We start from the raw sequence: 25117 nt of genomic DNA, 5'->3' as shown, positions 1-25117 counted from the left end.
TGATCGCTTCCCGTCGCTCCGCTCACCACGACACCAATTACACCATCGCCGCGGCACCCGTCATTGACACTGCGCCCGGCACCGTGGTCAGCTGCCAAAATGGACACTCCGCCCAAAGTGTTCACCGACGTGTTTGGCGAGGCCAAGCTCGGACCGGTGACCCTGCGCAACCGCATCATCAAGGCCGCGACCTTCGAGGCGTCGACCCCCGATGCGCTGGTCACCGACGACCTCATCCGTTACCACCGGCTGCCCGCCGCGGGCGGAATCGGCATGACGACCGTCGCCTACTGCGCGGTGACCCCCGGTGGACGCACCGACGGCTGGCAGCTCTGGATGCGCCCGGAGGCCGTGCCGGGGCTGCGTCGCCTGACCGACGCGGTTCACGCCGAGGGCGCCGCGATCAGCGCCCAGATCGGCCACGCCGGCCCCGTCGCCAACTCGCGGACCAACAAGGCCAAGGCGTTCGCCCCGGTGCGCTTCTTCAACCCACTGTCGATGCGGTTCGCGAAGAAGGCCACCGCCGCCGACATCGACGACATCACCGCCGCGCACGCCAACGCCGCCCGACTGGCCATCGAATCCGGCTTCGACGCCGTCGAGGTCCACCTCGGGCACAACTATCTGGCGAGCTCGTTCCTCAGCCCGCTGATCAACCGCCGCACCGACGAGTTCGGCGGGTCGCTGGAGAACCGGGCCAAGGTGGCCCGCGGCCTGATTCGGGCGGTGCGGCAGGCGGTGGGTGACCGCATCGCGGTGACGGCCAAGCTCAACATGTCCGACGGTGTGCGGGGCGGCATCAACGTGGAGGAGTCCCTGCAGACCGCGAAGTGGTTGGAGGACGACGGTGGACTCGACGCCCTCGAACTCACCGCGGGAAGCTCTCTGCTCAACCCGCTCTACCTGTTTCGCGGCGATGCCCCGATCAAGGAGTTCGCCGCTGCGTTCAAGCCCCCGCTGAGCTGGGGCCTGCGCATGACGGGGAAGAAGTTCCTGCGCGAATACCCCTACCGCGAGGCCTATCTGATGGACCAGGCCAAACAGTTCCGCGCCGAACTCGCGATGCCGCTGATCCTGCTGGGCGGCATCACCAATCGCGAGACGATGGACGTGGCGATGGCCGAGGGCTTCGACTTCGTGGCGATGGGCCGCGCGGTGCTGGCCGAACCCGACCTTGTCAACCGCATCCGCGACGAGGCTCCCGGGCACTCCGTGCGCTCGCTGTGCACGCATTGCAACAAGTGCATGGCGACGATCTACAGCCAGACCCACTGCGTGGTCACGGGTTCGCCGGGTTAGTCCCCTTGAGAAGGCCATCGGTCGTGCCGACGAGGTGATCCAACATCTTCTCGGCGGCCTCGGACGGGTTGCCCGCGCGGATCGCGGCCAGGATCAGTTCGTGATCGCGCAGGGACTTCGCCGGTTGACCGTTGCGGGTCAGTGACGTCTCCGAGGTTCGGTCGAGCGATTCGCGAATGCCCACCAGTAGCTGGATCAGAATCGGGTTGTGCGAGGCGTTCGTGACCCCGAGGTGGAAGCGCCGGTCACCTTCCAGTCCGGGCTTGCCATCGGAGATCTCGGCGGCCATGTACGTCAGCGCGTCGGCAATCTCCTCGAGGTCCGAAGGCGTCGCGCGCGTCGCGGCCAGTCGCGCGCACTGAGTCTCCAAGGCCTGCCGCGTTTCCCAGATGTAGGGGTGATCGACGTGGGTCTCGATCAACTCACTGGCCAGAGACGAGATCAGGTCCTCGGGTCGACGCAGCAGATAGATGCCGTCGCCGTGGCGGACGTCGACCAGTCCCTGGGCGCGCAGCGCGGTGATGGCCTCGCGGATCGACGACCGGCCGACCGCCAGCTGCTGGGCGAGCTCCCGCTCGGCCATGAGCCGGTCGCCGGGCTGGAGTTGATTCACGTCGATGAACTCGCGAAGACGGTCGCTCACCTGCTCGTAGATGGGCTTGCGGTCCACGGGCCGCATCTGCGCTCTCGGCCGCGGACTGGTGGCCACAGTGAAGCTCCTCGTCTCAGCGGGATGACCTGATGGTCTGATCACTGTACTGCCAGCTGACGAGCCGAACTCGGACCGACGAGTTGCGGACCCCCACCCACTGCGGCACCATCAGTGGTCAGACCATCAGGTCATCGACAAGGAGAGTCATGGGAACGTCGTTCATCGGCCGTCACGCGCTGTGGTCCGCCGAGCAGCAGGACGCAGCCGAGCGGGTGGCGGCCGAGGTCGTCGAGAGTGGCCTGCGGCAGGTGCGGATCAGTTGGGGAGATCAGCACGGCATTCTGCGAGGCAAGACCCTCGAGATACCGCACTTCTTGTCCGTCCTGAAGAGTGGAAAGGACTTTCAAACGGCAACCTTGATCTTCGACACGACCAACAATCCGGTCGTCGCGCCGTTCGGGGCCGCCGCACTGGGAGACCCGCGGATGACGGGACTGCCCGACGCCGTTCTGGTGCCAGATCCCACGACGTTCAAGGTCCTCCCGTGGCTGGACGGGACGGGCTGGATTCTGTCGGATCTGTACTACCGCTCCGGAGAACGCGTGCCCTTCGACACCCGTGGCGTCCTGCAGACCCAAATCGACCGATTGGCAGGCGACGGCTACGAATTCGTCGCCGGTATCGAGATGGAGTTCTACCTCACTCGACTCGAGGACCCGAAGCTGTCATTCGAGGATTCGGGCTACCCGCCATCCCCCCCGACGGTCAGCGCCGTGTCCCATGGCTTTCAGTATCTGACCGAGAACCGGGGCGACGAGATCGATGGAATCCTGCGCGTGTTGCGCGACAACGTTGCCGCCCTTGGACTTCCGTTGGCCACCGTCGAAGACGAGTGGGGTCCCGGCCAGGTGGAGTTCACCTTCGAACCGATGGTCGGTGCGGCAGCAGCCGACGCGGCGATTCTGGTGCGCAGCGCCATCAAACAGATCTCCCGACGCCACGGATACCACGCCACGTTCATGGCCAGGCCCGCCCTCGCCAACGCCTTCTCCAGCGGGTGGCACCTGCATCAGTCCCTGAGTACGTCGCAGAGCCCGAACGCGTTTGCCGGCACGGGTGACGAACTGCTGTCGGATGTCGGCCTGCACTACATGGGCGGCCTGCTGGAGCACGCCCAGGCCTGCTCCGTTCTGACGACCCCAACCATCAACGGGTACAAACGGTTTCGCCCCGACTCATTCGCACCCGACCGCGTGGCGTGGGCCGAGGAGAACCGTGGCGCCCTGATTCGGGTGGCCGGTGCCCGTGGGGACTCCAGCACGCACCTGGAGAACCGGATCGGCGAACCAGCGGCCAACCCCTACCTCTACCTCGCGTCTCAAATCGCCAGTGGCCGCCACGGCGTCCTGCACGGAACGGATCCCGGCCCCTCGGCCGACGAGCCGTACCTGGCCACGGAAGCGCCGCCACTGCCCGCCACCCTCGAGGCGGCCCTGCCCGCCTTCGAGACCAGCACCATGCTTCGCGCCGAGTTCGGAGATCCGTTCGTCGACTACCTCAGCATGATCAAACGCCACGAGGTGGCGCGCTTCAACGCTGCCGTCACCGATTGGGAACAGCGCGAATACTTCGAAGTCTATTGAGATGGCTGCTGCCGCACCCCTTGCTCACCAACTGGACGTCATCGCAGAACAACGGCTAGGCGATGTCCGGCCCTCGTCGCTGATCACCGTCGCAGCGGCGCAGTTGGGCGGACCGTGGTTGAACGTGGACGCCCGAATGCGTCGCGTCGTCGCGGCCGCCGAGCTGGCGGCCCATCATGGGTGCCACGTGATCGCCTTTCCCGAGACCTACCTTTGCGGCTATCCCTTCTGGTTGGCGAGGACACAGGGCACCCGATTCGACGATCCGCTGCAGAAATCCTGTTACGCAAGCTATTTGGCCGCAGCCATCGAGGTCGACGGACCGGAGGTGAGTATGCTGAAGCAGCTCGCCGGCGATCTGAACCTCGTGATGATGGTCGGAGTGACCGAGCGAGGACGACGCAGCGGCCGGGGATCGACCTACTGCTCGCTGCTCACTCTCGACCCGACCGACGGCCTCGTCGGGCATCATCGCAAGCTCGTCCCGACCTACGACGAGCGGCTCGTGTGGGCGAACGGCGACGGTGCCGGCCTGCGCACCCATCCGGTGGCGGGCGCGCGGGTCGGCGGCCTGAACTGCTGGGAGAACTGGATGCCGCAGGCACGCCAAGCCCTGTACTCCGACGGTGAGGACCTCCACGTCAGCGTGTGGCCGGGCACGACTGGCCTGACCAAGGACATCACCCGCTTCTCGGCCATGGAGGGGCGGGTGTTCAGCCTCGCCGTCTCGGGTGTCCTTCGAAAGGAGGACATCCCCGACGACTTCCCGCTCGCCGCCGAGCTCTGGGAGAATTCGACGGACGTCCCGTTCGACGGCGGCTCGGCGATCGCCGCTCCCGACGGATCCTGGGTGATCCCACCGGTGGCGAACGTGGAGGGTCTGATCGTGGCCGACCTCGACCTCGATCATGTCTCCCGGGAACGGTTGAACTTCGACCCGACCGGCCACTACAGCCGTCCGGATGTGTTCCACACGAATGTCACTCGGACTCGCCGTGACACCGTGACGTTCAGCGAGGAGCCGAGACCCGGCTAGCGGGCCCCCACTTCCGCGGGAAGCGGAGGTGGCAGCGGCGTCGACGGCGTGGTGGTCTCGGGGATGGCGCTCGACTGCGCCGGACTGGTCGACGTCGAGGTCGAGGTCGAACCCGACGACGAACTCGGCGCGGACCCGTGGAAGTCGACCATCGACTCGCTGCGGATCTGCCGACCCCCGCTACTGATGATCAGCGCATTGGACGTCACCGTGTAGGTGATGCCGTCGTTCTCGGCGACGTAGCCGCGGTCAGTCGAGGTGGCCGCGAGGATGAGGCGCGCGCCGTCGGTGACCCGCACGCCCCGGTACTGCAGTTGACCGGAGGACTCGTCCTTGCAGATCGCCACGCGGGAGGTCGAGGTGTATCCGTAGGCGACCGCGGTGCTCGGCGCGACACACCGCGCGGTCGAGTCCACGAAGCCACGGGGGTCCGTCGGCGGCGGCGCAGCGGCACTCGTCGCGGTGGTGCCGACCACCCCGAGCACGGCCGCGCCGAGGGCGACGCCCAGACCCACCCCCGCCAGCCCTCGCCGATGCCTCTGCCGCCGGTCCACGACCTGCTCCTGCCGTTGCATTCGCCTCACCCGTCCCATCGTCGCACCGATGGGAGCCGGTGTGGCCGCACCACGGGAGCGCGTCGCGGAATCAACCCGCCTCGTGGTCGGCCGCCTGCTGCACCACCGGCGCGGGTTCGCGGTAGTCGACGAAGTCGGTCATCGGCTCGTCGCGAAGCACCCGAACTCCCGCGGTCAGGAGGAGCTTGCGCGCGGAAACCGTGTAGTCGACGGCGTCGGAATGCGCGCCGAAGCAGCCGTTGGACAACGGCCTGGCAGGCAGGACGAGGACCGCCCGGTCACTGAGCCGCTCGCCCCGGTACTCGTAGTGTCCGCGGCCATCGGTGCAGACGGCCACCGTGGACAGGGCGGTGCGGCCGACCACGACGGTCGTGCGGTCGGGCCCACATCGACCCGACGAATCGGGTTGGCCCTGACTGTCGGCTGGCACCGTCGGCGGCGCGGCGGCGGCACTCGGCAACGTCATGCCCGTAGCTGTCGCGGCCGCGAAGGCTCCCAGTAAGACCATGGTGGCAACGCGCAAACGCACCGGAGCCACCGTCCGGCCGTAGGCCCTGCTCATCACCGACATGGTTCCACGACACCACGGGACGTGGTCATATCCCAGAGGGTCGAACGTTCCTCCGCCAAATCGACATCGGTTCGAGACCCGCCCGCGCAACCACCACCCCACCGCACCGGTCGACGCAAGTGGATTTGCCACGCAACGGCGGCACGCGGAGCGGCCGGGACCACCCCCGATCGCGACCTCGATACCGATACAGTTGGTCCCGATGACGCGATCTGCCCCACCCGCGCTGACCGTTCGGTATGACGGGTCTCCCCGCACCTTCTCCCCCGGCAACGACGTCGTCGTCGGGCGTGACCTGCGCGCCGACGTCCGCATTGCCCACCCCCTGATCTCGCGCGCCCACCTGCTGCTGCGCTTCGAACAGGGCAGATGGGTGGCCGTGGACAACGGCAGCCTCAACGGGCTCTACGTCAACGGCCAACGCGTGCCGATGGTCGACATCGTCGACGGAATGGGTGTCAACGTCGGCAACCCCGACGGCCCGCACCTGACCTTCGAAGTCGGGCGCCACCAGGGCTCGGCGGGCACGCCGCCGCAGACCGCCCAGGTGCCGATCTCCGGGCGCCAGAGCGCGTCCTGGCCCAGTCAGCCCTCGACCGGTTACCCCCGCACGCAGCCTCCTCGGTCCCGCACCCAGCCGACCTACCCGCAACCGCCGTCGCGCTCACAGCCGATGTATCCGGCCGGACCGCCACCGACCGGCGGCGCGCAGGCCTACCGTCCGACCAGTGCTCCGCATCCGGTGCAGCGACCGTTGTCGGCCCCGACCGTCGACCCCTCGGCCACGCAGATGGGGCCTGCTGCGGCACCGCGCGCGCCCGAGGGCAACCTCGCGACGAGCATGCTCAAGATCCTGCGGCCGGGCAGGGCACCCGAGGTTCCCCCCGGCGGCGTCAAGATCGGCCGCGCCACCGACAACGACATCGTCATCCCCGACGTGCTGGCCTCGCGCCACCACGCCACCCTGGTCAGCGGCCCCGGCGGCACCCAGATCCTGGACAACCGCAGCATCAACGGAACGTTCGTCAACGGCCAGCGCGTCGACTCCGAGGTACTGCGCGACGGCGACGTCGTCACCATCGGCAACATCGACCTCGTCTTCGGTGGCGGCACCCTGGCCCGCCGCAACGAGACCGACGTCGCCACCCGAACCGGCGGTCTGGACGTCCACGGTGTCACCTGGACGATCGAGGGCAACAAGACGCTCCTGGACAACATCTCGCTGGCCGCCCGGCCGGGCACTCTGACCGCGCTGATCGGCCCGTCGGGTGCGGGCAAGTCGACCTTCGCCCGACTGATCGCCGGCTACACCCACCCGACGACCGGCACGGTGACGTTCGAGGGGCACGACGTCCACGCCGAGTACGCCTCGCTGCGTTCCAGAATCGGGATGGTCCCCCAGGACGACGTCGTCCACGGGCAGCTCACCGTCCGGCAGGCGTTGATGTACGCCGCCGAACTGCGCTTGCCCCCCGACACCGACAAGGAGGACCGCGAGCGGGTCGTCATGGAGGTGCTCGAGGAACTCGAGATGACCAAGCACCTCGACACCCGCGTCGACAAGCTCTCCGGCGGGCAGCGCAAGCGCGCGTCGGTGGCCTTGGAGCTCCTGACCGGACCGTCGTTGCTGATCCTCGACGAGCCCACCTCCGGCCTCGACCCGGCGCTGGACCGCCAGGTCATGACGATGCTGCGCCAGCTCGCCGACGCTGGCCGCGTCGTCCTGGTCGTGACGCACTCGCTGACCTACCTCGACGTCTGCGATCAAGTGCTGCTGCTCGCCCCCGGCGGCAAGACGGCCTTCCGCGGACCGCCAAGCCAGATCGGCCCGGAGCTGGGCACCACCAACTGGGCCGACATCTTCTCCTCGGTCGCCGGAGATCCCGAGGGCGCCAAGCGCAAGTACCTCGAACGCCACGGCCCTCCACCGCCGGCACCGCCCAAGCAGGAAGCCGCGGAGCTCGGAAAGCCCGTGCACACCAGCACGATCAAACAGTTCTCGACGATCGCGCGGCGGCAGATGCGGCTCATCGTCTCCGACCGCGGGTACTTCGCGTTCCTGGCCATCCTGCCGTTCATCATGGGTGTGCTGTCGCTCTCGGTGCCCGGCTCGACCGGGTTCGGGCAACCCAACCCCCTGGGTGACGCACCGAATCAGCCGGGCCAGGTGTTGGTGCTCCTCAACGTCGGCGCCATCTTCATGGGAACCGCGCTGACGGTGCGCGACCTCATCGGCGAACGCGCAATCTTCCTGCGGGAGCAGGCCGTCGGGCTGTCCACCACCGCCTACCTGCTGGCGAAGGTCTGCATCTACTCGGTGTTCGCCATCGTGCAGTCCGGCATCGTCACGGCCATCACGCTGATCGGCGTCGGGCTACCCAAGAACGGTCCCCTGGTGCTCGGCGGCGGCGAGGTGTCGGCCGCGATCGAACTGTTCCTCGGCATGGCCGCCGCGACCATCTGCGCGGCGACGGTCGGCCTCGCGCTCTCGGCGCTGGCCAAGACCAGCGACCAGATCATGCCGCTGCTGGTGGTGGCGGTGATGTCCCAGCTGGTGTTCTCCGGCGGGTTGATTCCGGTCACGGGCCGGATCCCGCTGAACCAGATGTCGTGGATCACCCCGGCGCGGTGGGGCTTCGCGGCCACGGCGTCCACGGTGGGTGTGACCGACATGGTGAAACCGCCGATCATGCCCGACGACTCGCTGTGGAAGCACGACACCGGTACCTGGGTCTTCGACATGGCGATGCTGGGCGCGTTGTCGATCTTCTATCTGTGCTTCGTGCGGTTCAAGATTCGCCTCAAGGCGGGCTGACCGCTAGCCGCCGTGGACGTCCAGGCCGTGGGCCGCGGCGTACCCGAGGGCCTGGGTGACGTCGATCTTGGCGCCACGCACCGACGCCGTCGTCCAGAACGTGGGATCGGTCAGGGCACCTCGCAGATCGGCCTCGTCGAGGCGCACGTTCTGAGTCCGCGCCCCACGTAGGTCAGCCCCTCGCAGCACTGCCTTGCGCAGGTCGGTGCCGACCAGGTTCGCCTCGCGCAACCGGCAATCGGTCAGGTCGATGCTGCGCAGATCGCACCCGCCGAGCACCGCGAGCGTCAGGTCCACCTCGACCATCGTCACGGGCCGCAGCCGGCACTCGGTGAAGACCGACCCGAGCAGCGTGCACTGACGGAACACCGTGTGCATCAGCGACGTACGCCGGAAGGTGCAGTTGCGAAAGGCCGACCCCTGATGCTCGGACTCGGACAGGTCGACGCCGCTGAAGTCGCATTCGGTGAACACGACGCGTTCGGTTCGCAGCCGGCTCAGGTCCTCGTCACGAAAGTCATGACCGGTGAATTCCCGGTCCTCCCAACGCGGGTCGACGTCGTCCACCCGTCAGCCGGGGAACGAACCGAGGTTCATCAGCGCGTACTCGGTGAGGGCGATGAGCGCCGCCTTGGCCGAGTTGCGGTCCCGCGCATCGACGTCGAGCACCGGAATGGACTCGCGCAGCGCCAGGGCCCGACGGACGGCCTCGGCCGGGTACCGCGGTCCGCCGTCGAACACGTTCACGGCGACCAGGAACGGGAGCTGGCGAGCCTCGAAGAAGTCGACCGCGGCAAAGCTGTCCTCCAGCCGGCGCACGTCGACGAGGATGATCGCCCCGATCGCGCCGCGTACCAGGTCGTCCCACATGAACCAGAATCGCCGCTGCCCGGGGGTGCCGAACAGGTAGAGCACCAAGTCCTCGGCCAGGGTGATGCGCCCGAAGTCCATCGCCACCGTGGTGGTGTTCTTGTTCGGGGTGGCACCGAGGACGTCGACGCCCTGGGAGGCGTTGGTCACGATGGCCTCGGTGCGCAGGGGCATGATCTCCGAGACCGCGCCGACGAAGGTGGTCTTGCCGGCTCCGAAGCCGCCGGAGACGACGATCTTGGTGGAGGCCTTGCGCGGGGAGTTCGACACCGGTGCGCGCCTGCGCGAAGACCCTGAGCGTTCAGAGTGCCCGTAGGCCACGCAGTGTCCTTCCGATCAGTTCACGTCTCTCGTCGGTGGTCGCCGACTCGCCCAGGAAGGCGTCCACTCGAAGATAGTCCTGCACGACCAGATCGCCGATCAGCACACGCGCGACGCCCAGGGGCAATGCAAGCCGCGCGGCGACCTCCGCCACCGAGGGGCCGTCCTCGCCGACGTGGAGGATCTTGGCCCGCACGTCGCTGCTCGGCCAGGTCGGCGCGGGGCCGGGCCGCAGCGTACGGATCGGCGCCTCCAGCGGCAGGTCGACCCGGGACGTCGTGCGGCCGGCGGTCAGCGTGTAGGGGCGCACCATGCTGACCTCGATCAGCGGTTCACTGGGCTCCCAGGCGTCGCTCGGCGGAGGGGTCATCGTCGCTCACGACCGCGGGGCCGCGCGACGCGCCGACTGAATCACGGTGCCGACGCGTTCGACCAGGATCGCCATCTCGTAGCCCACCTGACCGATGTCGCAGGACCTGGCGGCCAGCGTCGCGAGGTTGGAGCCGTCGCCCACCCGCATCAGTAACAGGTAGCCGTTCTCCATCTCCACGACCGACTGCAACACGTGGCCGCCGTCGAACAGCTGGGCCGCCCCGGTCGACAAGCTGGCCAGCCCCGACGTGACCGCCGCAAGCTGATCGGCACGTTCGACGGGCATGTGCTCGCTGGAGGCCATCAGCAGGCCGTCGGCGGAGACGAGGATGGCGTGGGAGACGCCGGCCACGTCGTGGGCGAACCTGGAGACCAGCCAGTCGAGGGAGTCACGCTGGGTCGGTCGGGTCATGTGCCGGTCAGTCCTCATCCGTCGATCTCGCCTCGCGGGCGCGGGACCGGCCCGCGTGCACGCCGCCGAAGTGACTGCCGATGCTACTGCGAACGGCCTCGGGGTCCCGCGGGATGGCGATCGGGCCGGTGTCGGCGCTGGAGTCGTCGGGCTGCGCCGGTCCGTCCGCACCGCGGTGCACCCCACCGTTGCGCCCGTTGCGGCCCTCGTCGCCGCTGACCGCCGCACCCGGGACGAGCCGCGCGCCAGGCTGCCGCACCGGCAGACCGTCGGCGGTGCGCTCCTCGACCGGGGCCTCCTCGGCGGCGGCGGCCGCCGACCACCCCTTGTCCCACACGGTCTGCCAGTCCAGGTCGGTGCTCTGCGCCAGGGTGAACGGGTCGTCGATCAGCCATTCCGAGAGCATGGTGTCGAAGATCGAACCACCGGTGGCGGGTTGCGGGTCGGCGACCGGTCGAGGCGTGGGCGCGGCGGGTTCGGGTCGGTGCGCATCGTCGCTCGAGGAGTTCGACGAGGTCATGCTAGGCGCGGACGGCGCGGGCTCGTCCGGCCAGGACTCCTGCGGCCACTCCCGTTCGGCCCAGCGGCCCTCGGCCTCGGCGGCCGGCCGCGGTTCGATCGGGACGGACGGAATTCCGGCGATGCCGCTAGCGCCTGGATTGCGTTGGGGCAGAAGCGAAATGGGGACGTCATTACGATCGTTGCGGTATTCGGGAGCTGGGGTGTCGACGTACTCCTGGTGGTCCGACTGGTCCGAGTAGTCGGCGTATGCCTGGTAGTCCTCGTGCTGCTCATCGGCGGCGTGCGGCGGCACCACCGCCAGATGCGGTTCGGCGGGTGCGTCGTAGCGGTTCACCACCGGTTCACCGGGGCCGTGCAGCAGCGACTCGGCCGGGATGAAGACCCCCGCCGTCGTCCCCGACTGCGGTTCGGCCGCAACGGTGTTGCGCAGGCGGACCACCAAACCGTGCTGGGCGGCCAGCCTGCCGACCACGAACAGACCCATGTGCCGGGCGGTGTACGGGTCGACCTCGCCGCCGGACTGCAGGCGGGTGTTGGCCACGCGTAGATCGGCGTCGGTCATGCCTAGGCCGTAGTCGCCAACCTCGATGACCAGACCGCCGTTGCCGGTGCGCACCGCGGTGACCCGGACGTCGGACACCGGGGGCGAGTATCGCAGCGCGTTGTCGAGCAATTCGGCGAGCAGGTGGACGAGGTCACCCGCGACGACGCCGACGATCTCGGTCTCGGGCAGATCCTCGGCCACGACCCTCGCGTAGTCCTCGACCTCGGAGGCCGCGGCGTTCACCACGGTGGCGACCGGCACGGGGTCGGCCTCCTCGCGTTGGACCCGGGAGCCGGCCAGCACCAGCAGGTTGGCGCCGTTTCGGCGCATCCGCGCCGCGAGGTGGTCGAGCTTGAACAGGCCGTCCAGTCGTTCGGGGTCCTCCTCGTCGCGCTCGAGGCGGTCGATGATGCCGAGTTGCTGATCCACCAGCGAGCGGCTGCGGCGAGACAGCGTCTCGAACATGTCGCCGATCTGGAGTTGCAGCCGGGACTGCTCGCCGGCCAGGAGCACCGCCTGCTCGTGCAGTTCGTCCACGGCGTGGGCGACCTGGCCGACCTCCTCGGTGGTGTTCACCGGCAGCGGCCGGATGGGGCCGGGCTCGTCGCCTGCTCGTACCCGTTCGATCTCCCGGGCCAGGTCTTCGTGCGCCACGCGCAGCGCGCCGTCGCGCAGGGTCCGCAGCGGCCGCACCAGGGAGCGGGCCACGAGCAGCACGATCACGATCGTCAGCAGGACGGCCGCTCCGACGATCGCCGAATCTCGGATCGCATCCCGACGCGTGGCGGCGGCCTGGTCATCGACGGCTGTGGTGACGGCGGCCGTGGTGGAGTCGACGACCTTCTCGGCGATGTCGTTGGTGGTCTGCAGGGACTGACTCAGGTCGGGGTTGGCAACCAGGACGACGGCCGGGTCCGACATCAGGGCCATCCGCCGGACCATTTCCTCCTGCAGCTTCTGCGCGTCGGGCGAGCCGACGCCGAGCACCTGGGACATCCCGGACAGCGTCGACGGTTCCGTGCCGGCCAGGGTGATCATCGACGTGCGTAGCTCGGGCTCGGGAAGTTCGCCCCCGAGATTGACCAGGAGTTGCTCCATCGCCATCTGGCCGCGGGCCCCGACGGCGCGGCTCAGGCCCTGCGCCTCGGCGCGGATGCGCTCGTCGTCGACCCGGACCGACCCGTTGATCGCGTCCTCGGCGGACAGCAGGATGGGGGCGTAGTCGGTGATGCGGCCGCGGAGGTCGATGCCGTTGGCCGCCACCTTGTCGAGCAGTGCCTGACCGTCGTCGAGCAGGCCGGTGACACCGGTGCGAACGTCGGGTGCGACGTCGGTCTCCGACAGCGTGTTTCGTAGTTTCTGCTTGCTGGTGTCGAATGCGTTCAGCGCGGCTTGGGGGTCACCGCCGGCGGAATTGGCGAGTAGGGCATCTTCGAGGGCCGCCGTGTATTCCGCGATCGCGGGCACCATTTCGGTGCGGTCGGCGGCCAGTCGTAGCTCTCCGGCATTCGCCCACCCCGAGTGCACCCGCAAGCCGCCCAGGACACCCACCAAGATCAGCGGGACCACCACGATCGCGAGGACCTTCCAGCGGACGGGCCAATTGCTCAACGCCCATCGCGACGGGCGTTTGGGCGCACCCGTCGTCTGCCGCGGCGAAATGCCCGCGAATTGCGACGCATCGTCGTGCGGCGGCTCGCCGAAAGCGGTCATCGCGCCCCGGCCAGAAAACCGGTCGCTCGTCGAATGTCTCGTATTTGCGCGTCGTTCATAAGGCTTCCTGCAGCAGTACGCCCACGTATCGGCAGGCACCGGAAGAACCAGTCCGACCGGCAATTCGACGAGTATGACAGCGATGCGGGGGTGTTTCCAGAGTTCTTACTGAACAGACAGAGTTCGTGACCGTGCCGTTGCGTAGTCGTGTGCTATGCGAGCAAATGTCGTTGTGCAACCGAGACGACTCCGAAATGTCCGGCGGTCGGAGCACTCATTTCGACTTCCCATTGGGTGAATGTGGGTAAAGGGCATTCATGACCGAACCGCATGGCGAGCAACGCCAAGGAAACGACACCGACGAGACGGAATCCGTCAGCGCCCCGGGCGGGGAGAGCCCCGATCCCGAATTCGGCGACGAAGCGACCATCCCCGATCAGGAGACGTGACGACGGGCGGACGTAGGCTTCCTGCTATTCGCGTACCGGGAGGCTCAGCTCCGCATTGTTCAGGGTCATGTTCAACTCGCCGCGCATTGCACCGAACACGGGCAATGCGATCCGAATGGTCGCCGCGACGGGATGCGAATTGCACCTCGTCGAGCCACTCGGTTTCGACCTGTCGGAACCCAAGCTGCGTCGCGCGGGCCTCGACTACCACGACCTGGCCTCGGTGACGGTGCACCCCGATCTGAATGCCGCGTGGGCGGCGGTGATGCCGGCGCGGGTGTTCGCGTTCACCGCGCATGCCGACTCGTTCTTCGGCGACGTCGAGTTCGTGCCCGGAGACGTGCTGTTGTTCGGGCCGGAACCCACCGGCCTGGACCCCGAGACATTGGCCGACCCGCACGTCACCGCCCGGGTGCGCATCCCGATGCTGGCGGGTCGTCGCTCGCTGAATCTGTCGAATGCGGCCGCGGTGGTGGTCTACGAGGCGTGGCGCCAGCAGGGGTTCACCGGCGCGGTGTGAACCTGCAGCCCCATCGCGTGTGCTGTGGGATCGCGAAATCCCCGTCGGCGAGGATCTCCCAGCACACGCGATGGGCGAAAGGCGCTCGCGCTACCAGCTGTTCCAGTGGCTGAGCTGCTCGGCTGGCAGCCGCTTGGCCTTCTTGAAGTCGGTGCCCTTGGTGTAGGCGATCGGGAACAGCCCGCCCTGGGCGTACTTCTCGAAGGGGATGCCGAGAATGTCGGCGACCTGCTTCTCGCCGTCACCGATGAGGTGCAGCGTCGTCCACGCCGATCCGAGCCCACGCGAACGCAGCGCGAGCATCATGCTCCACGCGGCGGGCAGGATCGACCCCCAGAAGCCAGCGCTCGCGCCCGCGGGCGCGCCATCCGGACGGCCCTCCAGGCAGGGGATCAGCATGACCGGAACTTCGTGCAGATGGTCGTTGAGGTACTTCGCCGAGTCGATCACCAACGGGGTGCGCTCGTCGCGGCTGTCGCCGTAGGTGGGCTTCTCGGCGTCGAGATACGGGGTGGCCGCGATGCGGTAGACCTCGGCGATCGCCTTCTTCTTCTCCTCGTCGTCGACGAAGACGAACTGCCAGCCCTGGGAGTTGGACCCGGTCGGAGCCTGCAGCGCCAGGTCGAGGCATTCCATGATGACCTCGCGCGGAACGGGCTTCTCCAAATCGAGGCGTTTGCGCACTGAACGCGTGGTGGTCAGCAGTTCGTCGAGGGTCAAGTCGAGGGTTTCAGAGGCCATGTTCGGAGACTACATTCGCCACCATGACTGCCACGCTGACGCCAGAGGTCACCCGTCGCCTCAACGAGGATCACTACGGCTGGCTCACCACCGTGGCGAAGTCCGGCCAGCCGGTGCCCAAACTGGTCTGGTTCTACTTCGACGGTGACGCCCTCTTCGTCTACAGCAGTCCCACCGCGGCCAAGGTCGGCCACGTCGGGCGCCATCCGCAGGTGAGCCTGAACCTGGATTCCGACGGCAACGGAGGCGGGATCGTCGTCGTCGGCGGCGAGGCGACCGTCGACGCCGAGGACGTGGATTGCCGCCAGGATCAACCGTATTGGGCCAAGTACGGCGAGATCTCCGACCAGTTCGGCCTGACCGAGTCGATGGGTGACTACAGCACCCGGTTGCGGATCAGCATCGACAAGGTGTGGACGACGCCGACCGCGTGAGATCCGAGACGCATCGACGGGCGGCGGCTTAGGCTCGGCCGCGTGACCGAGTTTTCAACGCTGCCCCAGGCCGATCAAGAAGCGATCGGAAAGACACTTCTGACCTTGCTCAAGGCGTTCGACGATCGCAATGCCGAGCCGTTGCTCTCCGTGTACTCAGACGACGCCGACTGGGTCAACGCCTTCGGCACGGTCAAGCGCGGTCGCGACGACATCGTCGAGTACCTGCGTGGCTTGTTCGACGATGAGAACTTCAACCGAGGGGAACTCGCAGGTCCGCCCGAGACGAGCTTCAAGGTCCTGACCCCCGAGGTGGTCGTCGTGTCGGCGCACCTGGTGGTGAAGGGGCAGGGCCTCGTCGGCGGCGGCACGATCGACCGCGACAACTTCTCGGTGCGGGTCCTCCAACGCCAACCGGACGGCTCGTGGCTGATCGTCTCCGAGATGTTCCAGGACGCTAACACCGACGTCACCTACGAGCACTGACCCCGTCGGGTTCTGCCGACGGCCCGAGACGTACATCAGGCCCTCCCCCGGGGATTGGTTGGGGAGGGCCTGATGGGTTCGTGGGGTGGTGTGGCCGGGCTACTTGCCGGTGAGGTGGGCGATGTAGGCCGGGCCGTGGTTGCCGTACCAGCCGCCGCCGACGGTGGGGGCCGGGGTGGCGTAGGTGCTGGGGCTGTGGAAGTTGCCGGTGCTCTGCGGGGTGGTGGCGGTGGGTGCGGCGGCGGCGGTGCCGGCGAGTCCGAGGGCGGCGGCGCCCAGGACGGTGGCGGCGATGAGGCTGCGGGTGATGGCGTTCATGATGACTCCCTGTGTCGTTGTCTGACTGCCGTTTTGGCGTTGAGACAACTATCGCCCGGCTTCGGCGCCGAGTCTGTCCGGCGAGCGGTGGATGGGCCGGATGAACGCGATGTCCACCGATCGGGGGAACGGGCCGCCTATTGAAAGTCGCGCGACTTTGACGCCACCCGCAGGTCGACGGGCCCCAGGCGGTCGGCGGCGATGGTGACCGCCCCCGTCGCGTTCTGCACGATGCCGCGGATCACCAACGCCGACGCCGTCTGCGCCAGCTTGCGATGCCGCGCCCACACGCCCTTCGAGCACATCACGTTGACCATTCCGGTCTCGTCCTCGAGGTTCAGGAACGTCACCCCCTGAGCCGTCGCGGGCCGCTGCCGGTGGGTCACCGCACCGGCGACGAGGACCCGGGTGCCGTCCGGTACCGACAACAGTCGATTGGCCGGCACGACCCCCAGCGCGTCGAGGTGCTCACGGAGGAACTGAACGGGGTGACTGCCCGGCGAGACGCCGGTGGCCCAGACGTCGGCGGCGGTCAGTTCGAGTTCGGTCATCCCCGGCAGGGTCGGGACGTGCGAGGAGGACCCGACACCGGGCAGCCGGTCCGGACGCTCGGAGGCCGCGGCACCTGCCGACCACAGCGCCTCGCGCCGGGTCACGCCGAAGCAGCCGAGCGCGCCCGCGGTGGCCAGCGCCTCGGTCTGCGGCACCGAGAGCTGCACCCGGCCCGCGAGGTCGACCACAGAGGTGAACGGGCCGTGCGCCATTCGGTCGTCGACGATGCGCTCGGCCAGCTCGTCGCCGACGTGCCGCACCGCACCGAGACCGAGCCGCACCTCGAGGCCACGGTTCTCCAGCGTGGCGTGCGCCAGGCTGGCGTTGACGTCGGGGCCGTGTACGAGCACACCGTGACGGCGGGCGTCGGCGACCAACGACTGCGGGGAGTAGAAACCCATTGGCTGCGCACGGAGCAGCGCGGCACAGAAGGCCGCGGGATGGTGCAGCTTGAACCACGACGAGTAGAACACCAGGGAGGCGAACGACAGCGAATGACTCTCCGGAAAACCGAAGTTCGCGAACGCCTCCAACTTCTCGTAGATGCGGTCGGCCACGTCACCGGTGATGCCGTGCCGGGCCCGCATGCCGTCGTAGAACCGGCTGCGGAGCCGCTTCATCTTCTCGGTGGACCTCTTGGACCCCATGGCCCGACGCAGCTGATCGGCCTCGGCGGCGGAGAAACCCGCGCAGTCGACGGCCAGCTGCATCAGTTGTTCTTGAAACAGCGGAATTCCCAACGTCTTCCGCAGCGCCTGCTCCATCGACGGATGATCGTAAGTGACGTCCTCCTCGCCGTTGCGGCGGCGGATGTACGGGTGCACCGAGCCACCCTGGATGGGCCCCGGTCGAATCAGCGCGACCTCGACCACCAGGTCGTAGAACACCCGCGGCTTGAGCCGGGGCAACGTGGCCATCTGCGCGCGGGACTCCACCTGGAACACCCCCACGGAGTCGGCGCGCTGCAGCATCTCGTAGACCGCCGCCTCGGACAGGTCGAGCTTGGACAGGTCGACCTCGACGCCCTGGTGCTCGGTGGTCAGGTCGATGGCGTAGTGCAGCGCCGAGAGCATGCCGAGCCCGAGCAGGTCGAACTTGACCAAACCGATTGCCGCGCAGTCGTCCTTGTCCCACTGCAGCACGCTGCGGTTCTCCATGCGCGCCCACTCCACCGGGCACACGTCGGCGATCGGCCGGTCGCAGATCACCATGCCTCCCGAGTGGATGCCCATGTGCCGAGGCAGGTCCTTGATCTGCAATGCCAGGTCGACTACCTGCGGGGGAATCTCCTCGACGTCGGGCGAGTCGGCGAGCCCGTTCCACTTGCTGAGCTGCTTACTCCAGGCGTCTTGCTGCCCCTGGGAGAAGCCCAGCGCCCTGGCCATGTCGCGCACCGCGCTACGGCCGCGATAGGTGATGACGTTGGCGACCTGGGCGGCGTAATCGCGGCCGTACTTCTGGTAGACGTACTGGATCGCCTTCTCACGCAGATCCGATTCGATGTCGATGTCGATGTCCGGTGGTCCGTCGCGGGCCGGGGACAGGAACCGTTCGAACAGCAACTCGTTGGCCACCGGGTCGACGTTGGTGACGCCGAGGGCATAACAGACCGCGGAGTTGGCCGCCGATCCCCGGCCCTGACAGAGGATGTCGTTCTCCTTGCAGAACCGGGTGATGTCGTGCACGACGAGGAAGTAACCGGGGAAGTCGAGCTTGGCGATGACCCTCAGCTCGTGCTCGATCTGGGCGTAGGCCCGGGCCGCCCGCTCCGGGGGGCCGTACCGGTCGCGCGCCCCGGTCATCACCAGATGGCGCAGCCAGCTGTCCTCGGTCTGTCCCGCCGGCACCTCGAACGGTGGCAGTTTCGGGGCGATGAGGGCCAGCCCGAACGCACACTGCTCGCCCAGGTCGGCCGCGGCCGTCACCGCGCCGGGATGACGGGCGAACAACCGGGCCATCTCGTCCCCCGACCGCAGGTGCGAACCACCCAGCGGCGCAAGCCAACCGCTGGCCTCGTCCATCGAGTTGCGCGCCCGGATGGCACCCATCGCCATGGCCAACCGGCCGCGGGCCGGCTCGGCGAAGTGCGCGGCAGTGGTGGCCACGACGCCCACTCCGAACCGCGGCGCCAGGGCGGCGAGCTGGGCATTGCGTTCGTCGTCGAGGGGGTGGCCGTGGTGGGTGAGCTCGACGCTCACCCGGTCGGCACCGAACCGGTCGACGAGGTCGGCCAGCGCTGCGGCCGCCGCCTCCGGCCCACCCGTCGAGAATGCTTGGCGCACATGGCCCTTGCGGCAGCCGGTGAGGATCTGCCAGTGCCCGCCGGCGGCCTCGGTCAGTGCGTCGAAGTCGTAGCGCGGCTTGCCCTTCTCCCCGCCGGCGAGGTGTGCGGTGGCCAGCTCCCGCGACAGCCTCCGATACCCCTCGGGCCCGCGCGCGAGCACCAGCAGGTGCGGCCCCGGCGGATCGGGCCTCTCGGTGCGAGGCACGTTCCCCAGCGAGAGCTCGGCACCGAACACCGTCTTGACGTCGAGTTCCCGGGCCGCCTCGGCGAATCGGACCACCCCGTACAACCCGTCGTGATCGGTCAGCGCGATGGCCCTCAAGTTCAGCCGGGCGGCCTCCTCGACGAGTTCCTCCGGGGTGCTCGCCCCGTCGAGGAAGCTGTAGGCCGAGTGGGCGTGGAGTTCGGCATACGGGGTGGACGCGCCCGCCCGATGGTGGCCGTCGGGCCGTTCATAGCTCCCCCGCTTGCGCGACCAGGCCGGGCTGTCGCCACCGTCACCAGTGGGTTCGGGCAGGCGGGACCCGGCGCGGCGCGGCTTGCTGGTGAGCACACGCTGCATCTCGCCCCAGGTCGACGGCCCGTCGTTCCAACCCACCATCGCAGTCTATCGAACACGCGTTCGATGGTCGACGTGTTGAGTTCGAGGACCTCATCGGGGTTCGTAGCGGACCACCACGGCGCCGGTCTCGGTCGCCGTGCAGTCGACCAGCCGTAGCGACGCCGACGACCCACCGTCGAACAGCCGACGCCCATGACCCAGCACGACGGGCGCGATCATCAACAGGTACTCGTCGATCAGTTTCGCCTCGGCCAGCGCACCGATCAGGACCCCGCTGCCCATGATCACCAGGTTGGCCCTCCGTTCCCTCAGCGCGGCGACCGCGGCGGGGACGTCCCCCTGAAGCAGGTGGGAGTTGGGCCACCTCAGCGTCGTCCCGGCAGTACTGGACGCGACGTGCTTGCGCGTGCCGGTGAGGGAGTCCTTGAACGGTCCGCCGCGGATGTCCCACGCCCGCAACAGCTCCTCATAGGTCCGGCGGCCGAACAACCACTCGAACTCGGCGCCCATGCGCTCGCCCATCTTGGCGCCGATCACGGGGTCGGCGTACGGGGTTGCCCAGCCTCCCGCGGCGAAGTCGTCGCGAGTGTCCTCGTCGACGCTTCCCGGCCCCTGCATCACCCCGTCCAGCGTGACCCAGTTGGCCACGATGACCTTGCCCACCTTCGCCTCCCTTCGACTGCACCGTCGCGATGAATAATCGCCGCCCGACCGGTCTACTCGTCGAGGACACCCACGAGGAGACCACATGAACAGCACACCAGCCCTGCCCCCGGTCGTCGACCAGGCCACCTGGCGCACTGCTCTCGACGAGCTGCGCGTTCGGGAGAAGGCCGCCACCCGCGAGCTCGACGCCATCGCCGCCCAACGCCGACGGTTGCCGATGGTCGAGCTGCCCGAGTACACGCTGATCGGCCCCGACGGGCCGGTCCGGCTGGTCGACGTCTTCGATGGACGCCGTCAACTCATCGTCTACAACCACATGTGGAACGACGGCGCGCAGTGGCAGTGCGGCGGTTGCACGGGCTTCACGTCGCAGTTCACCCGGCTGGAGTTCCTCGACTCCTACGACGCGCGCTTCGTCATCGTGACCAACGGACCCATCGACGAGGCCCTGGCCTACAAGGCCAGGGTCGGCAATCAGATGCAGTGGTACTCCTCGTCGGAGAGCAGCTTCGGCGCCGACGTGGGGGCAGCCCCGGGAACGGGATTCGCAGTCAACGTCTTCCTGCGCGCGACGGCTCGGTCGGGTGAGGAACGGGTGTACCGCACCTGGCACACCGACGGCCGGGGCACCGAACAGCTCAGCCACAGCTTCGCTCTGATCGACCTGCTGCCCTGGGGCCGCCAGGAGGTGTGGCAGGACTCCCCGCCGGGATGGCCGCAGGCGCCGACCTACTCCAAGTGGGCGGACTCCCCCGATATCGCCAAGGCGTACGGCACCGGCTAACCAGACCGGCAGCACCAGCCGAAGCGGATGATGGCGATCATGACGGAACGACTAGACCACACGGTGGCGTTGGTGACGGGTGCGAGCAGCGGCATCGGCGAGGCTACGGCCGTCGCGCTGGCCGCGCAGGGCGCCACCGTCGCACTGCTTGCCCGGCGCAAGGACCGGCTCGACGACCTCACCGCCCGCATCGAATCCGCCGGTGGCACGGCGCTGGCCGTGGAGGCCGACGTGTCCGACCAATCCCAGGCCGCCGCCGCGGTCCAGCGGGTGGTCGACCGCTTCGGCAGACTCGACATCCTGGTCAACAACGCGGGCCTGATGTTGATCGGACCGGCCGCGAGCGCCGACCCCGCCGATTGGGACACGATGCTGTCGGTCAACGTCGCGGGCGTGCTCTACATGACGCGGGCGGCCTTGCCACACCTGATCGCCGCCGCCGCGGACTCGCCGCGCGGTGTCGCCGACGTGGTCAACGTCAGTTCGACCGCGGGTCGCGTCGCGCGGCCGGGGACCGCCGTCTACGCGCTGACGAAGTTCGGCGTCGGCGCGTTCTCCGAGGCCGTCCGCCAGGAGGTGCTGGGGCAGCGGGTCCGGGTCGGCCTCGTCGAACCCGGGACGGTGCAGACCGAGATCACCGACAACCTGTCCGCCGCCGATCGGGAGACCATCGAAGCGCGCAGTCCGGGCATGGTGAAACTCGAGCCGGGCGACATCGCCGACGCGGTCACCTACATGGTGACGCGCGACCGTCGGGTCGCCGTCAACGAGATGCTGGTGCGGGCGGCCGAACAGACCTGGTGACGGGTTGGACGGCAACGCCCCCACTCGACGGCAAAATGGTTGATGCGCAGGACATTTGACACACCGACGCTGAGCGACACGACCTCGCCGATGCCGACCTCGACCGCGCGTCGGACATCCCGCCGCGACGCTGAAGCCCCGTCAGTCGACGTACTCGGCGGTGCCGTCGTCGAGCACGATCCGCGCGTTGGAACCGTCGGTGCCAGCGGCCTCCGTGCGAAACACCGCATGCCCGGGCTCGGTGCGCCACACCGAGGTCGTCAGCGTCTCGCCGGGGAACACCGGGGAGGTGAACCGGGCGCCGACCGCGGTGATCTTCGTCGCGTCGTTGCCACCGAGCTCGGCAACCAGCACCCGGCCGGCGACCCCATAGGTGCACAGTCCGTGCAGGATTGGCTTCGGGAAGCCCGCGAGGTTCTGGGCGAACCAGGGGTCGCTGTGCAGCGGGTTGCGGTCACCCGAGAGTCGATAGATCAGCGGCTGGTCCTCGGTGGTCGGCAAGGCGACCTTCGCGTCCGGCTCGCGATCCGGAAACTCCGGCGCGGCGGGCCGCTCACCCGGCTGGCCACCAAAGCCGCCTTCGCCGCGAATCACGGCCGTCGACGTCGTCTCCGCGACGACCTCTCCCGTCTCGGGATCGGTGCCGGTGCCCTTCAGCACGAGGATCGCGTTCTTGCCCTCACCCTTGTCCTGAACGTCGACGACCTCGGAGGCGACGTTCAGCTTGCCCGACGGCGGCAACGGCGCGAACAGGCGAATCTGCTGGGAACCATGGAGAAGCATGGCCCAGTTGAACGACCCCACCTCCGCGGCCGCGCCCCATGCCGGGCAGGCGATGACGGCATAGGTCGGCAGCACCTGCTGCTGGATGTCATGGCTGTTCTCGGTGGTGAACGCCAGATCCCTGGTGCCCGCGCCAACCCCCAGTGCGTAGAGCAGCGTGTCGCGTTCGGTCCACTCGAACGGTTGCGGCGCGGTGGTCGCACCGATGGCGTCGGGGTTGATCGGCATGCTCTTCTCCCTTGAAGGCGGTGACGGCTCAGTCGGACGATAGCGCGACGACTCCGGGCCGCGGCACGGTGGGTTGACCTTTGCCGGAACTAGGGTGACCATGACTCGCATGCGCTATGTCGTTACCGGCGGTACCGGGTTCATTGGCCGCCGCATCGTGTCCGCGATTCTGGCCAGAGATCCGCAGAACGAGGTCTGGGTCCTGGTCCGCCGCGCGTCGCTGTCGCGGTTCGAACATCTCGCCGCCGAGTGGGGCGAGCGCGTGAAACCGCTGGCAGGAGACCTCACGTCGGCGAACCTGGGGCTCACGGAGGCTGCCGTCACCGAGCTCGGACCCGTCGACCACGTGGTGCACTGCGGCGCCGTCTACGACATCACCGCCGACGACGCCGCCCAACGTGCCGCCAACGTCGACGGCACCAAGGCGGTGGTCGACGTGGCGTTGCGGATGGGCGCCACCCTGCACCACATCTCGTCGATCGCGGTGGCCGGCACCTTCCCCGGCGAGTACACCGAGGACGACTTCGACGTCGCGCAGGATTTGCCGACGCCGTACCACCAGACCAAGTTCGAAGCGGAGATGCTGGTACGCGCCGCATCCGGCTTGCGCTATCGGATCTATCGGCCCGCCGTCGTCGTCGGCGATTCGCGCACCGGTGAGATGGACAAGATCGACGGTCCGTACTACTTCTTCGGACTGCTCGCGAAGCTGGCCGTGCTGCCGAGGTACACGCCGATCATGTTGCCCGACACCGGCCGCACCAATGTGGTGCCCGTGGACTACGTCGTGCGGGCCGTCGTCGAGATCATGCACGCCCTCGACCGCGACGGGCAGACGTTCCATCTGACGGCGCCGAAGTCCATTGCGCTCAAGCACATCTACCGCGGCGTGGCCAAGGAGGCACGCCTGCCCGAGTTCCGCGGCACACTGCCCGGGTCGTTGGCGACGCCGCTGTTGACGGCGACCGGGCGCGCCAAGGTGCTGCGCAACATGGCCGCCACTCAGCTCGGAATCCCCGCCGAGATCCTCGACGTCGTCGACCTCGTGCCGACCTTCACTTCCGACAACGCCGCCGAAGCGTTGCGGGGCACCGGAATTCGGGTGCCGGAGTTCGAGTCCTACGCGCCTCGGCTATGGCGGTACTGGGCCGAGCATCTGGATCCGGATCGCGCCCGCCGCGACGACCCTGCCGGTGCGCTGGTCGGTCGGCACGTCGTCATCACCGGTGCCTCCAGTGGCATCGGCCGAGCCTCGGCCATCGCGGTGGCCGAACGTGGCGGGCGGGTGTTCGCGCTGGCCCGCAACGCCGAGGCCCTCGACGACCTGGTGGCCGAGATTCGCGACGCCGGCGGCGAGGCCCACGCATTCACCTGCGACGTCACCGATTCGGCGTCGGTCGAGCACACCGTCAAGGACATCCTGGGACAGTTCGGACACGTCGACTACCTGGTGAACAACGCGGGCCGCTCGATCCGGCGGTCGGTGTCGGCCTCCACCGATCGACTGCACGACTACGAACGCGTGATGGCGGTGAACTACTTCGGGTCGGTGCGGATGGTGCTGGCGCTGCTGCCGCATTGGCGTGAACGTCGGTTCGGGCACGTCGTCAACGTCTCGAGTGCGGGCGTACAGGCGAGCAGCCCGAAGTACAGCGCCTACGTTCCGAGCAAGGCCGCGCTCGATTCGTTCGCCGAAGTGGTTGGCTCCGAGACTCTTTCCGACCACATCACCTTCACCAGCATCCACATGCCGTTGGTCAAGACGCCGATGATCGCTCCGTCGCGCAAGCTCAACCCGATGCCCGCCATCACCGCCGACCACGCTGCGGCGATGGTGATCCGCGGACTGGTGGACAAACCCGCCCGAATCGACACGCCGGTCGGCACGCTGGCCGAGGTCGGGCACTACGTCGCACCGGGTCTGTCGCGCCGGATCCTGCATCAGCTGTATCTGGGCTATCCCGATTCGCCGGCCGCCCGAGGGGTCAGCACGACCGACGATCACCACCCGACGCGACGGCCGAAGCGGCCGGCGCGCGTCCTCGGACCGAGCCTCGTCCGCCTGCGGACGCCAGGCCCGATCAAGCGGGCGGTCCGACTGGTCCCTGGTGTGCATTGGTGAATCGCCCGCCCTAGGGTTGGCGGTGTGACGCGCGGCGTG

At 68.4% G+C, this 25117-nt stretch carries 24 protein-coding genes; 11 read left to right on the top strand and 13 right to left on the bottom strand.

Features of this window, described 5'->3' with window-relative positions; all coding sequences use genetic code 11:
* Nucleotides 1-99: 99 nt before the first annotated feature.
* On the top strand, nt 100-1299 hold the full coding sequence (locus ABZ195_RS08420; RefSeq protein ID WP_355216619.1) for an NADH:flavin oxidoreductase: 1200 nt from the start codon (nt 100-102) through the stop codon (nt 1297-1299).
* Here the strand turns inward: ABZ195_RS08420 and ABZ195_RS08415 are convergent.
* On the bottom strand, nt 1280-2008 hold the full coding sequence (locus tag ABZ195_RS08415) for a FadR/GntR family transcriptional regulator (protein WP_355216617.1): 729 nt from the start codon (nt 2006-2008) through the stop codon (nt 1280-1282). The two genes, ABZ195_RS08420 and ABZ195_RS08415, sit on opposite strands and share 20 nt — an antisense overlap.
* Before the next feature lie 149 nt (nt 2009-2157).
* On the opposite strand from ABZ195_RS08415, the gene ABZ195_RS08410 reads away from it, so the two are divergent.
* Nucleotides 2158-3594: a glutamine synthetase family protein gene (locus ABZ195_RS08410; protein WP_355216615.1), complete on the top strand. Its 1437-nt coding sequence runs from the start codon at nt 2158-2160 to the stop codon at nt 3592-3594.
* A 1-nt stretch (nt 3595) separates the two neighbouring features.
* Nucleotides 3596-4630: a carbon-nitrogen hydrolase family protein gene (locus ABZ195_RS08405; RefSeq protein WP_355216613.1), complete on the top strand. Its 1035-nt coding sequence runs from the start codon at nt 3596-3598 to the stop codon at nt 4628-4630.
* Here ABZ195_RS08405 and ABZ195_RS08400 read toward each other — a convergent pair.
* Nucleotides 4627-5205, bottom strand: coding sequence for a hypothetical protein (locus ABZ195_RS08400; RefSeq protein WP_355217035.1), 579 nt, complete (start codon nt 5203-5205; stop codon nt 4627-4629). The two genes, ABZ195_RS08405 and ABZ195_RS08400, sit on opposite strands and share 4 nt — an antisense overlap.
* 70 nt (nt 5206-5275) lie before the next feature.
* Nucleotides 5276-5767: a hypothetical protein gene (locus tag ABZ195_RS08395; RefSeq protein WP_355216611.1), complete on the bottom strand. Its 492-nt coding sequence runs from the start codon at nt 5765-5767 to the stop codon at nt 5276-5278.
* Between the two features lie 211 nt (nt 5768-5978).
* On the opposite strand from ABZ195_RS08395, the gene ABZ195_RS08390 reads away from it, so the two are divergent.
* A complete protein-coding gene (locus ABZ195_RS08390; RefSeq protein WP_355216609.1) occupies nt 5979-8591 on the top strand; it encodes an ATP-binding cassette domain-containing protein in 2613 nt (870 codons plus the stop codon).
* 3 nt (nt 8592-8594) lie between these two features.
* Here the strand turns inward: ABZ195_RS08390 and ABZ195_RS08385 are convergent, their stop codons facing one another.
* The 5 genes from ABZ195_RS08385 to ABZ195_RS08365 are packed head-to-tail and all read right to left on the bottom strand — an operon-like array spanning nt 8595 to nt 13345.
* Nucleotides 8595-9158, bottom strand: a complete 564-nt coding sequence (locus ABZ195_RS08385) for a pentapeptide repeat-containing protein (RefSeq protein WP_355216607.1) — start codon at nt 9156-9158, stop codon at nt 8595-8597.
* 3 nt (nt 9159-9161) lie between these two features.
* On the bottom strand, nt 9162-9731 hold the full coding sequence (locus tag ABZ195_RS08380) for an ATP/GTP-binding protein (protein WP_355216605.1): 570 nt from the start codon (nt 9729-9731) through the stop codon (nt 9162-9164).
* Between the two features lie 31 nt (nt 9732-9762).
* Complete coding sequence (locus ABZ195_RS08375; protein WP_355216603.1) at nt 9763-10152, bottom strand: DUF742 domain-containing protein; 390 nt, start codon at nt 10150-10152, stop codon at nt 9763-9765.
* 6 nt (nt 10153-10158) lie between these two features.
* A complete protein-coding gene (locus ABZ195_RS08370; protein WP_355216601.1) occupies nt 10159-10566 on the bottom strand; it encodes a roadblock/LC7 domain-containing protein in 408 nt (135 codons plus the stop codon).
* 7 nt (nt 10567-10573) lie between these two features.
* Complete coding sequence (locus ABZ195_RS08365) at nt 10574-13345, bottom strand: ATP-binding protein (RefSeq protein WP_355216599.1); 2772 nt, start codon at nt 13343-13345, stop codon at nt 10574-10576.
* 317 nt (nt 13346-13662) lie between these two features.
* Between ABZ195_RS08365 and ABZ195_RS08360 the strand changes: the two genes are divergently transcribed.
* Both ABZ195_RS08360 and ABZ195_RS08355 read left to right on the top strand, forming a co-directional pair.
* On the top strand, nt 13663-13794 hold the full coding sequence (locus ABZ195_RS08360) for a hypothetical protein (RefSeq protein ID WP_355216597.1): 132 nt from the start codon (nt 13663-13665) through the stop codon (nt 13792-13794).
* Nucleotides 13795-13849: 55 nt separating this feature from the next.
* Nucleotides 13850-14314, top strand: a complete 465-nt coding sequence (locus ABZ195_RS08355; RefSeq protein WP_355216596.1) for a tRNA (cytidine(34)-2'-O)-methyltransferase — start codon at nt 13850-13852, stop codon at nt 14312-14314.
* Between the two features lie 90 nt (nt 14315-14404).
* On the opposite strand, the gene ABZ195_RS08350 is transcribed toward ABZ195_RS08355, so the two are convergent.
* On the bottom strand, nt 14405-15055 hold the full coding sequence (locus tag ABZ195_RS08350; RefSeq protein WP_355216594.1) for a nitroreductase family protein: 651 nt from the start codon (nt 15053-15055) through the stop codon (nt 14405-14407).
* A gap of 23 nt (nt 15056-15078) precedes the next feature.
* Between ABZ195_RS08350 and ABZ195_RS08345 the strand changes: the two genes are divergently transcribed.
* Both ABZ195_RS08345 and ABZ195_RS08340 read left to right on the top strand, forming a co-directional pair.
* The gene (locus tag ABZ195_RS08345) at nt 15079-15489 is read left to right on the top strand and encodes a TIGR03667 family PPOX class F420-dependent oxidoreductase (RefSeq protein ID WP_355216592.1); all 411 of its coding nucleotides are present in this window, start codon (nt 15079-15081) and stop codon (nt 15487-15489) included.
* Between the two features lie 42 nt (nt 15490-15531).
* A complete protein-coding gene (locus tag ABZ195_RS08340; RefSeq protein WP_355216590.1) occupies nt 15532-15975 on the top strand; it encodes an SgcJ/EcaC family oxidoreductase in 444 nt (147 codons plus the stop codon).
* 99 nt (nt 15976-16074) lie between these two features.
* Here the strand turns inward: ABZ195_RS08340 and ABZ195_RS08335 are convergent, their stop codons facing one another.
* The 3 genes from ABZ195_RS08335 to ABZ195_RS08325 form a co-directional block, all read right to left on the bottom strand.
* Entirely contained in the window at nt 16075-16293 is a 219-nt protein-coding gene (locus ABZ195_RS08335; RefSeq protein ID WP_355216588.1) for a hypothetical protein, read from the bottom strand.
* 137 nt (nt 16294-16430) lie between these two features.
* Entirely contained in the window at nt 16431-19727 is a 3297-nt protein-coding gene (locus tag ABZ195_RS08330; protein WP_355216587.1) for an error-prone DNA polymerase, read from the bottom strand.
* A gap of 54 nt (nt 19728-19781) precedes the next feature.
* Nucleotides 19782-20354: a dihydrofolate reductase family protein gene (locus ABZ195_RS08325; protein ID WP_355216585.1), complete on the bottom strand. Its 573-nt coding sequence runs from the start codon at nt 20352-20354 to the stop codon at nt 19782-19784.
* A gap of 85 nt (nt 20355-20439) precedes the next feature.
* On the opposite strand from ABZ195_RS08325, the gene ABZ195_RS08320 reads away from it, so the two are divergent.
* Together ABZ195_RS08320 and ABZ195_RS08315 are read left to right on the top strand one after the other, a co-directional pair.
* Nucleotides 20440-21141 carry a DUF899 family protein gene (locus ABZ195_RS08320; RefSeq protein WP_355216583.1) on the top strand — a complete coding sequence of 234 codons (702 nt, stop codon included), beginning with the start codon at nt 20440-20442 and terminating at the stop codon, nt 21139-21141.
* A 39-nt stretch (nt 21142-21180) separates the two neighbouring features.
* A complete protein-coding gene (locus ABZ195_RS08315; protein WP_355216581.1) occupies nt 21181-21945 on the top strand; it encodes an SDR family NAD(P)-dependent oxidoreductase in 765 nt (254 codons plus the stop codon).
* 141 nt (nt 21946-22086) lie between these two features.
* On the opposite strand, the gene ABZ195_RS08310 is transcribed toward ABZ195_RS08315, so the two are convergent.
* Entirely contained in the window at nt 22087-22956 is an 870-nt protein-coding gene (locus ABZ195_RS08310) for a MaoC/PaaZ C-terminal domain-containing protein (RefSeq protein WP_355216579.1), read from the bottom strand.
* A gap of 109 nt (nt 22957-23065) precedes the next feature.
* Between ABZ195_RS08310 and ABZ195_RS08305 the strand changes: the two genes are divergently transcribed.
* Nucleotides 23066-25078, top strand: coding sequence for an SDR family oxidoreductase (locus tag ABZ195_RS08305; protein ID WP_355216578.1), 2013 nt, complete (start codon nt 23066-23068; stop codon nt 25076-25078).
* Nucleotides 25079-25117: the final 39 nt, after the last annotated feature.

The sequence above is a fragment of the Mycobacterium sp. NPDC006124 genome, assembly GCF_040614235.1.
GTDB lineage: Bacteria > Actinomycetota > Actinomycetes > Mycobacteriales > Mycobacteriaceae > Mycobacterium.
The sequence above is the reverse complement of the archived record's forward strand: the minus strand, read 5'-3'. Positions and strand labels throughout refer to the sequence as shown.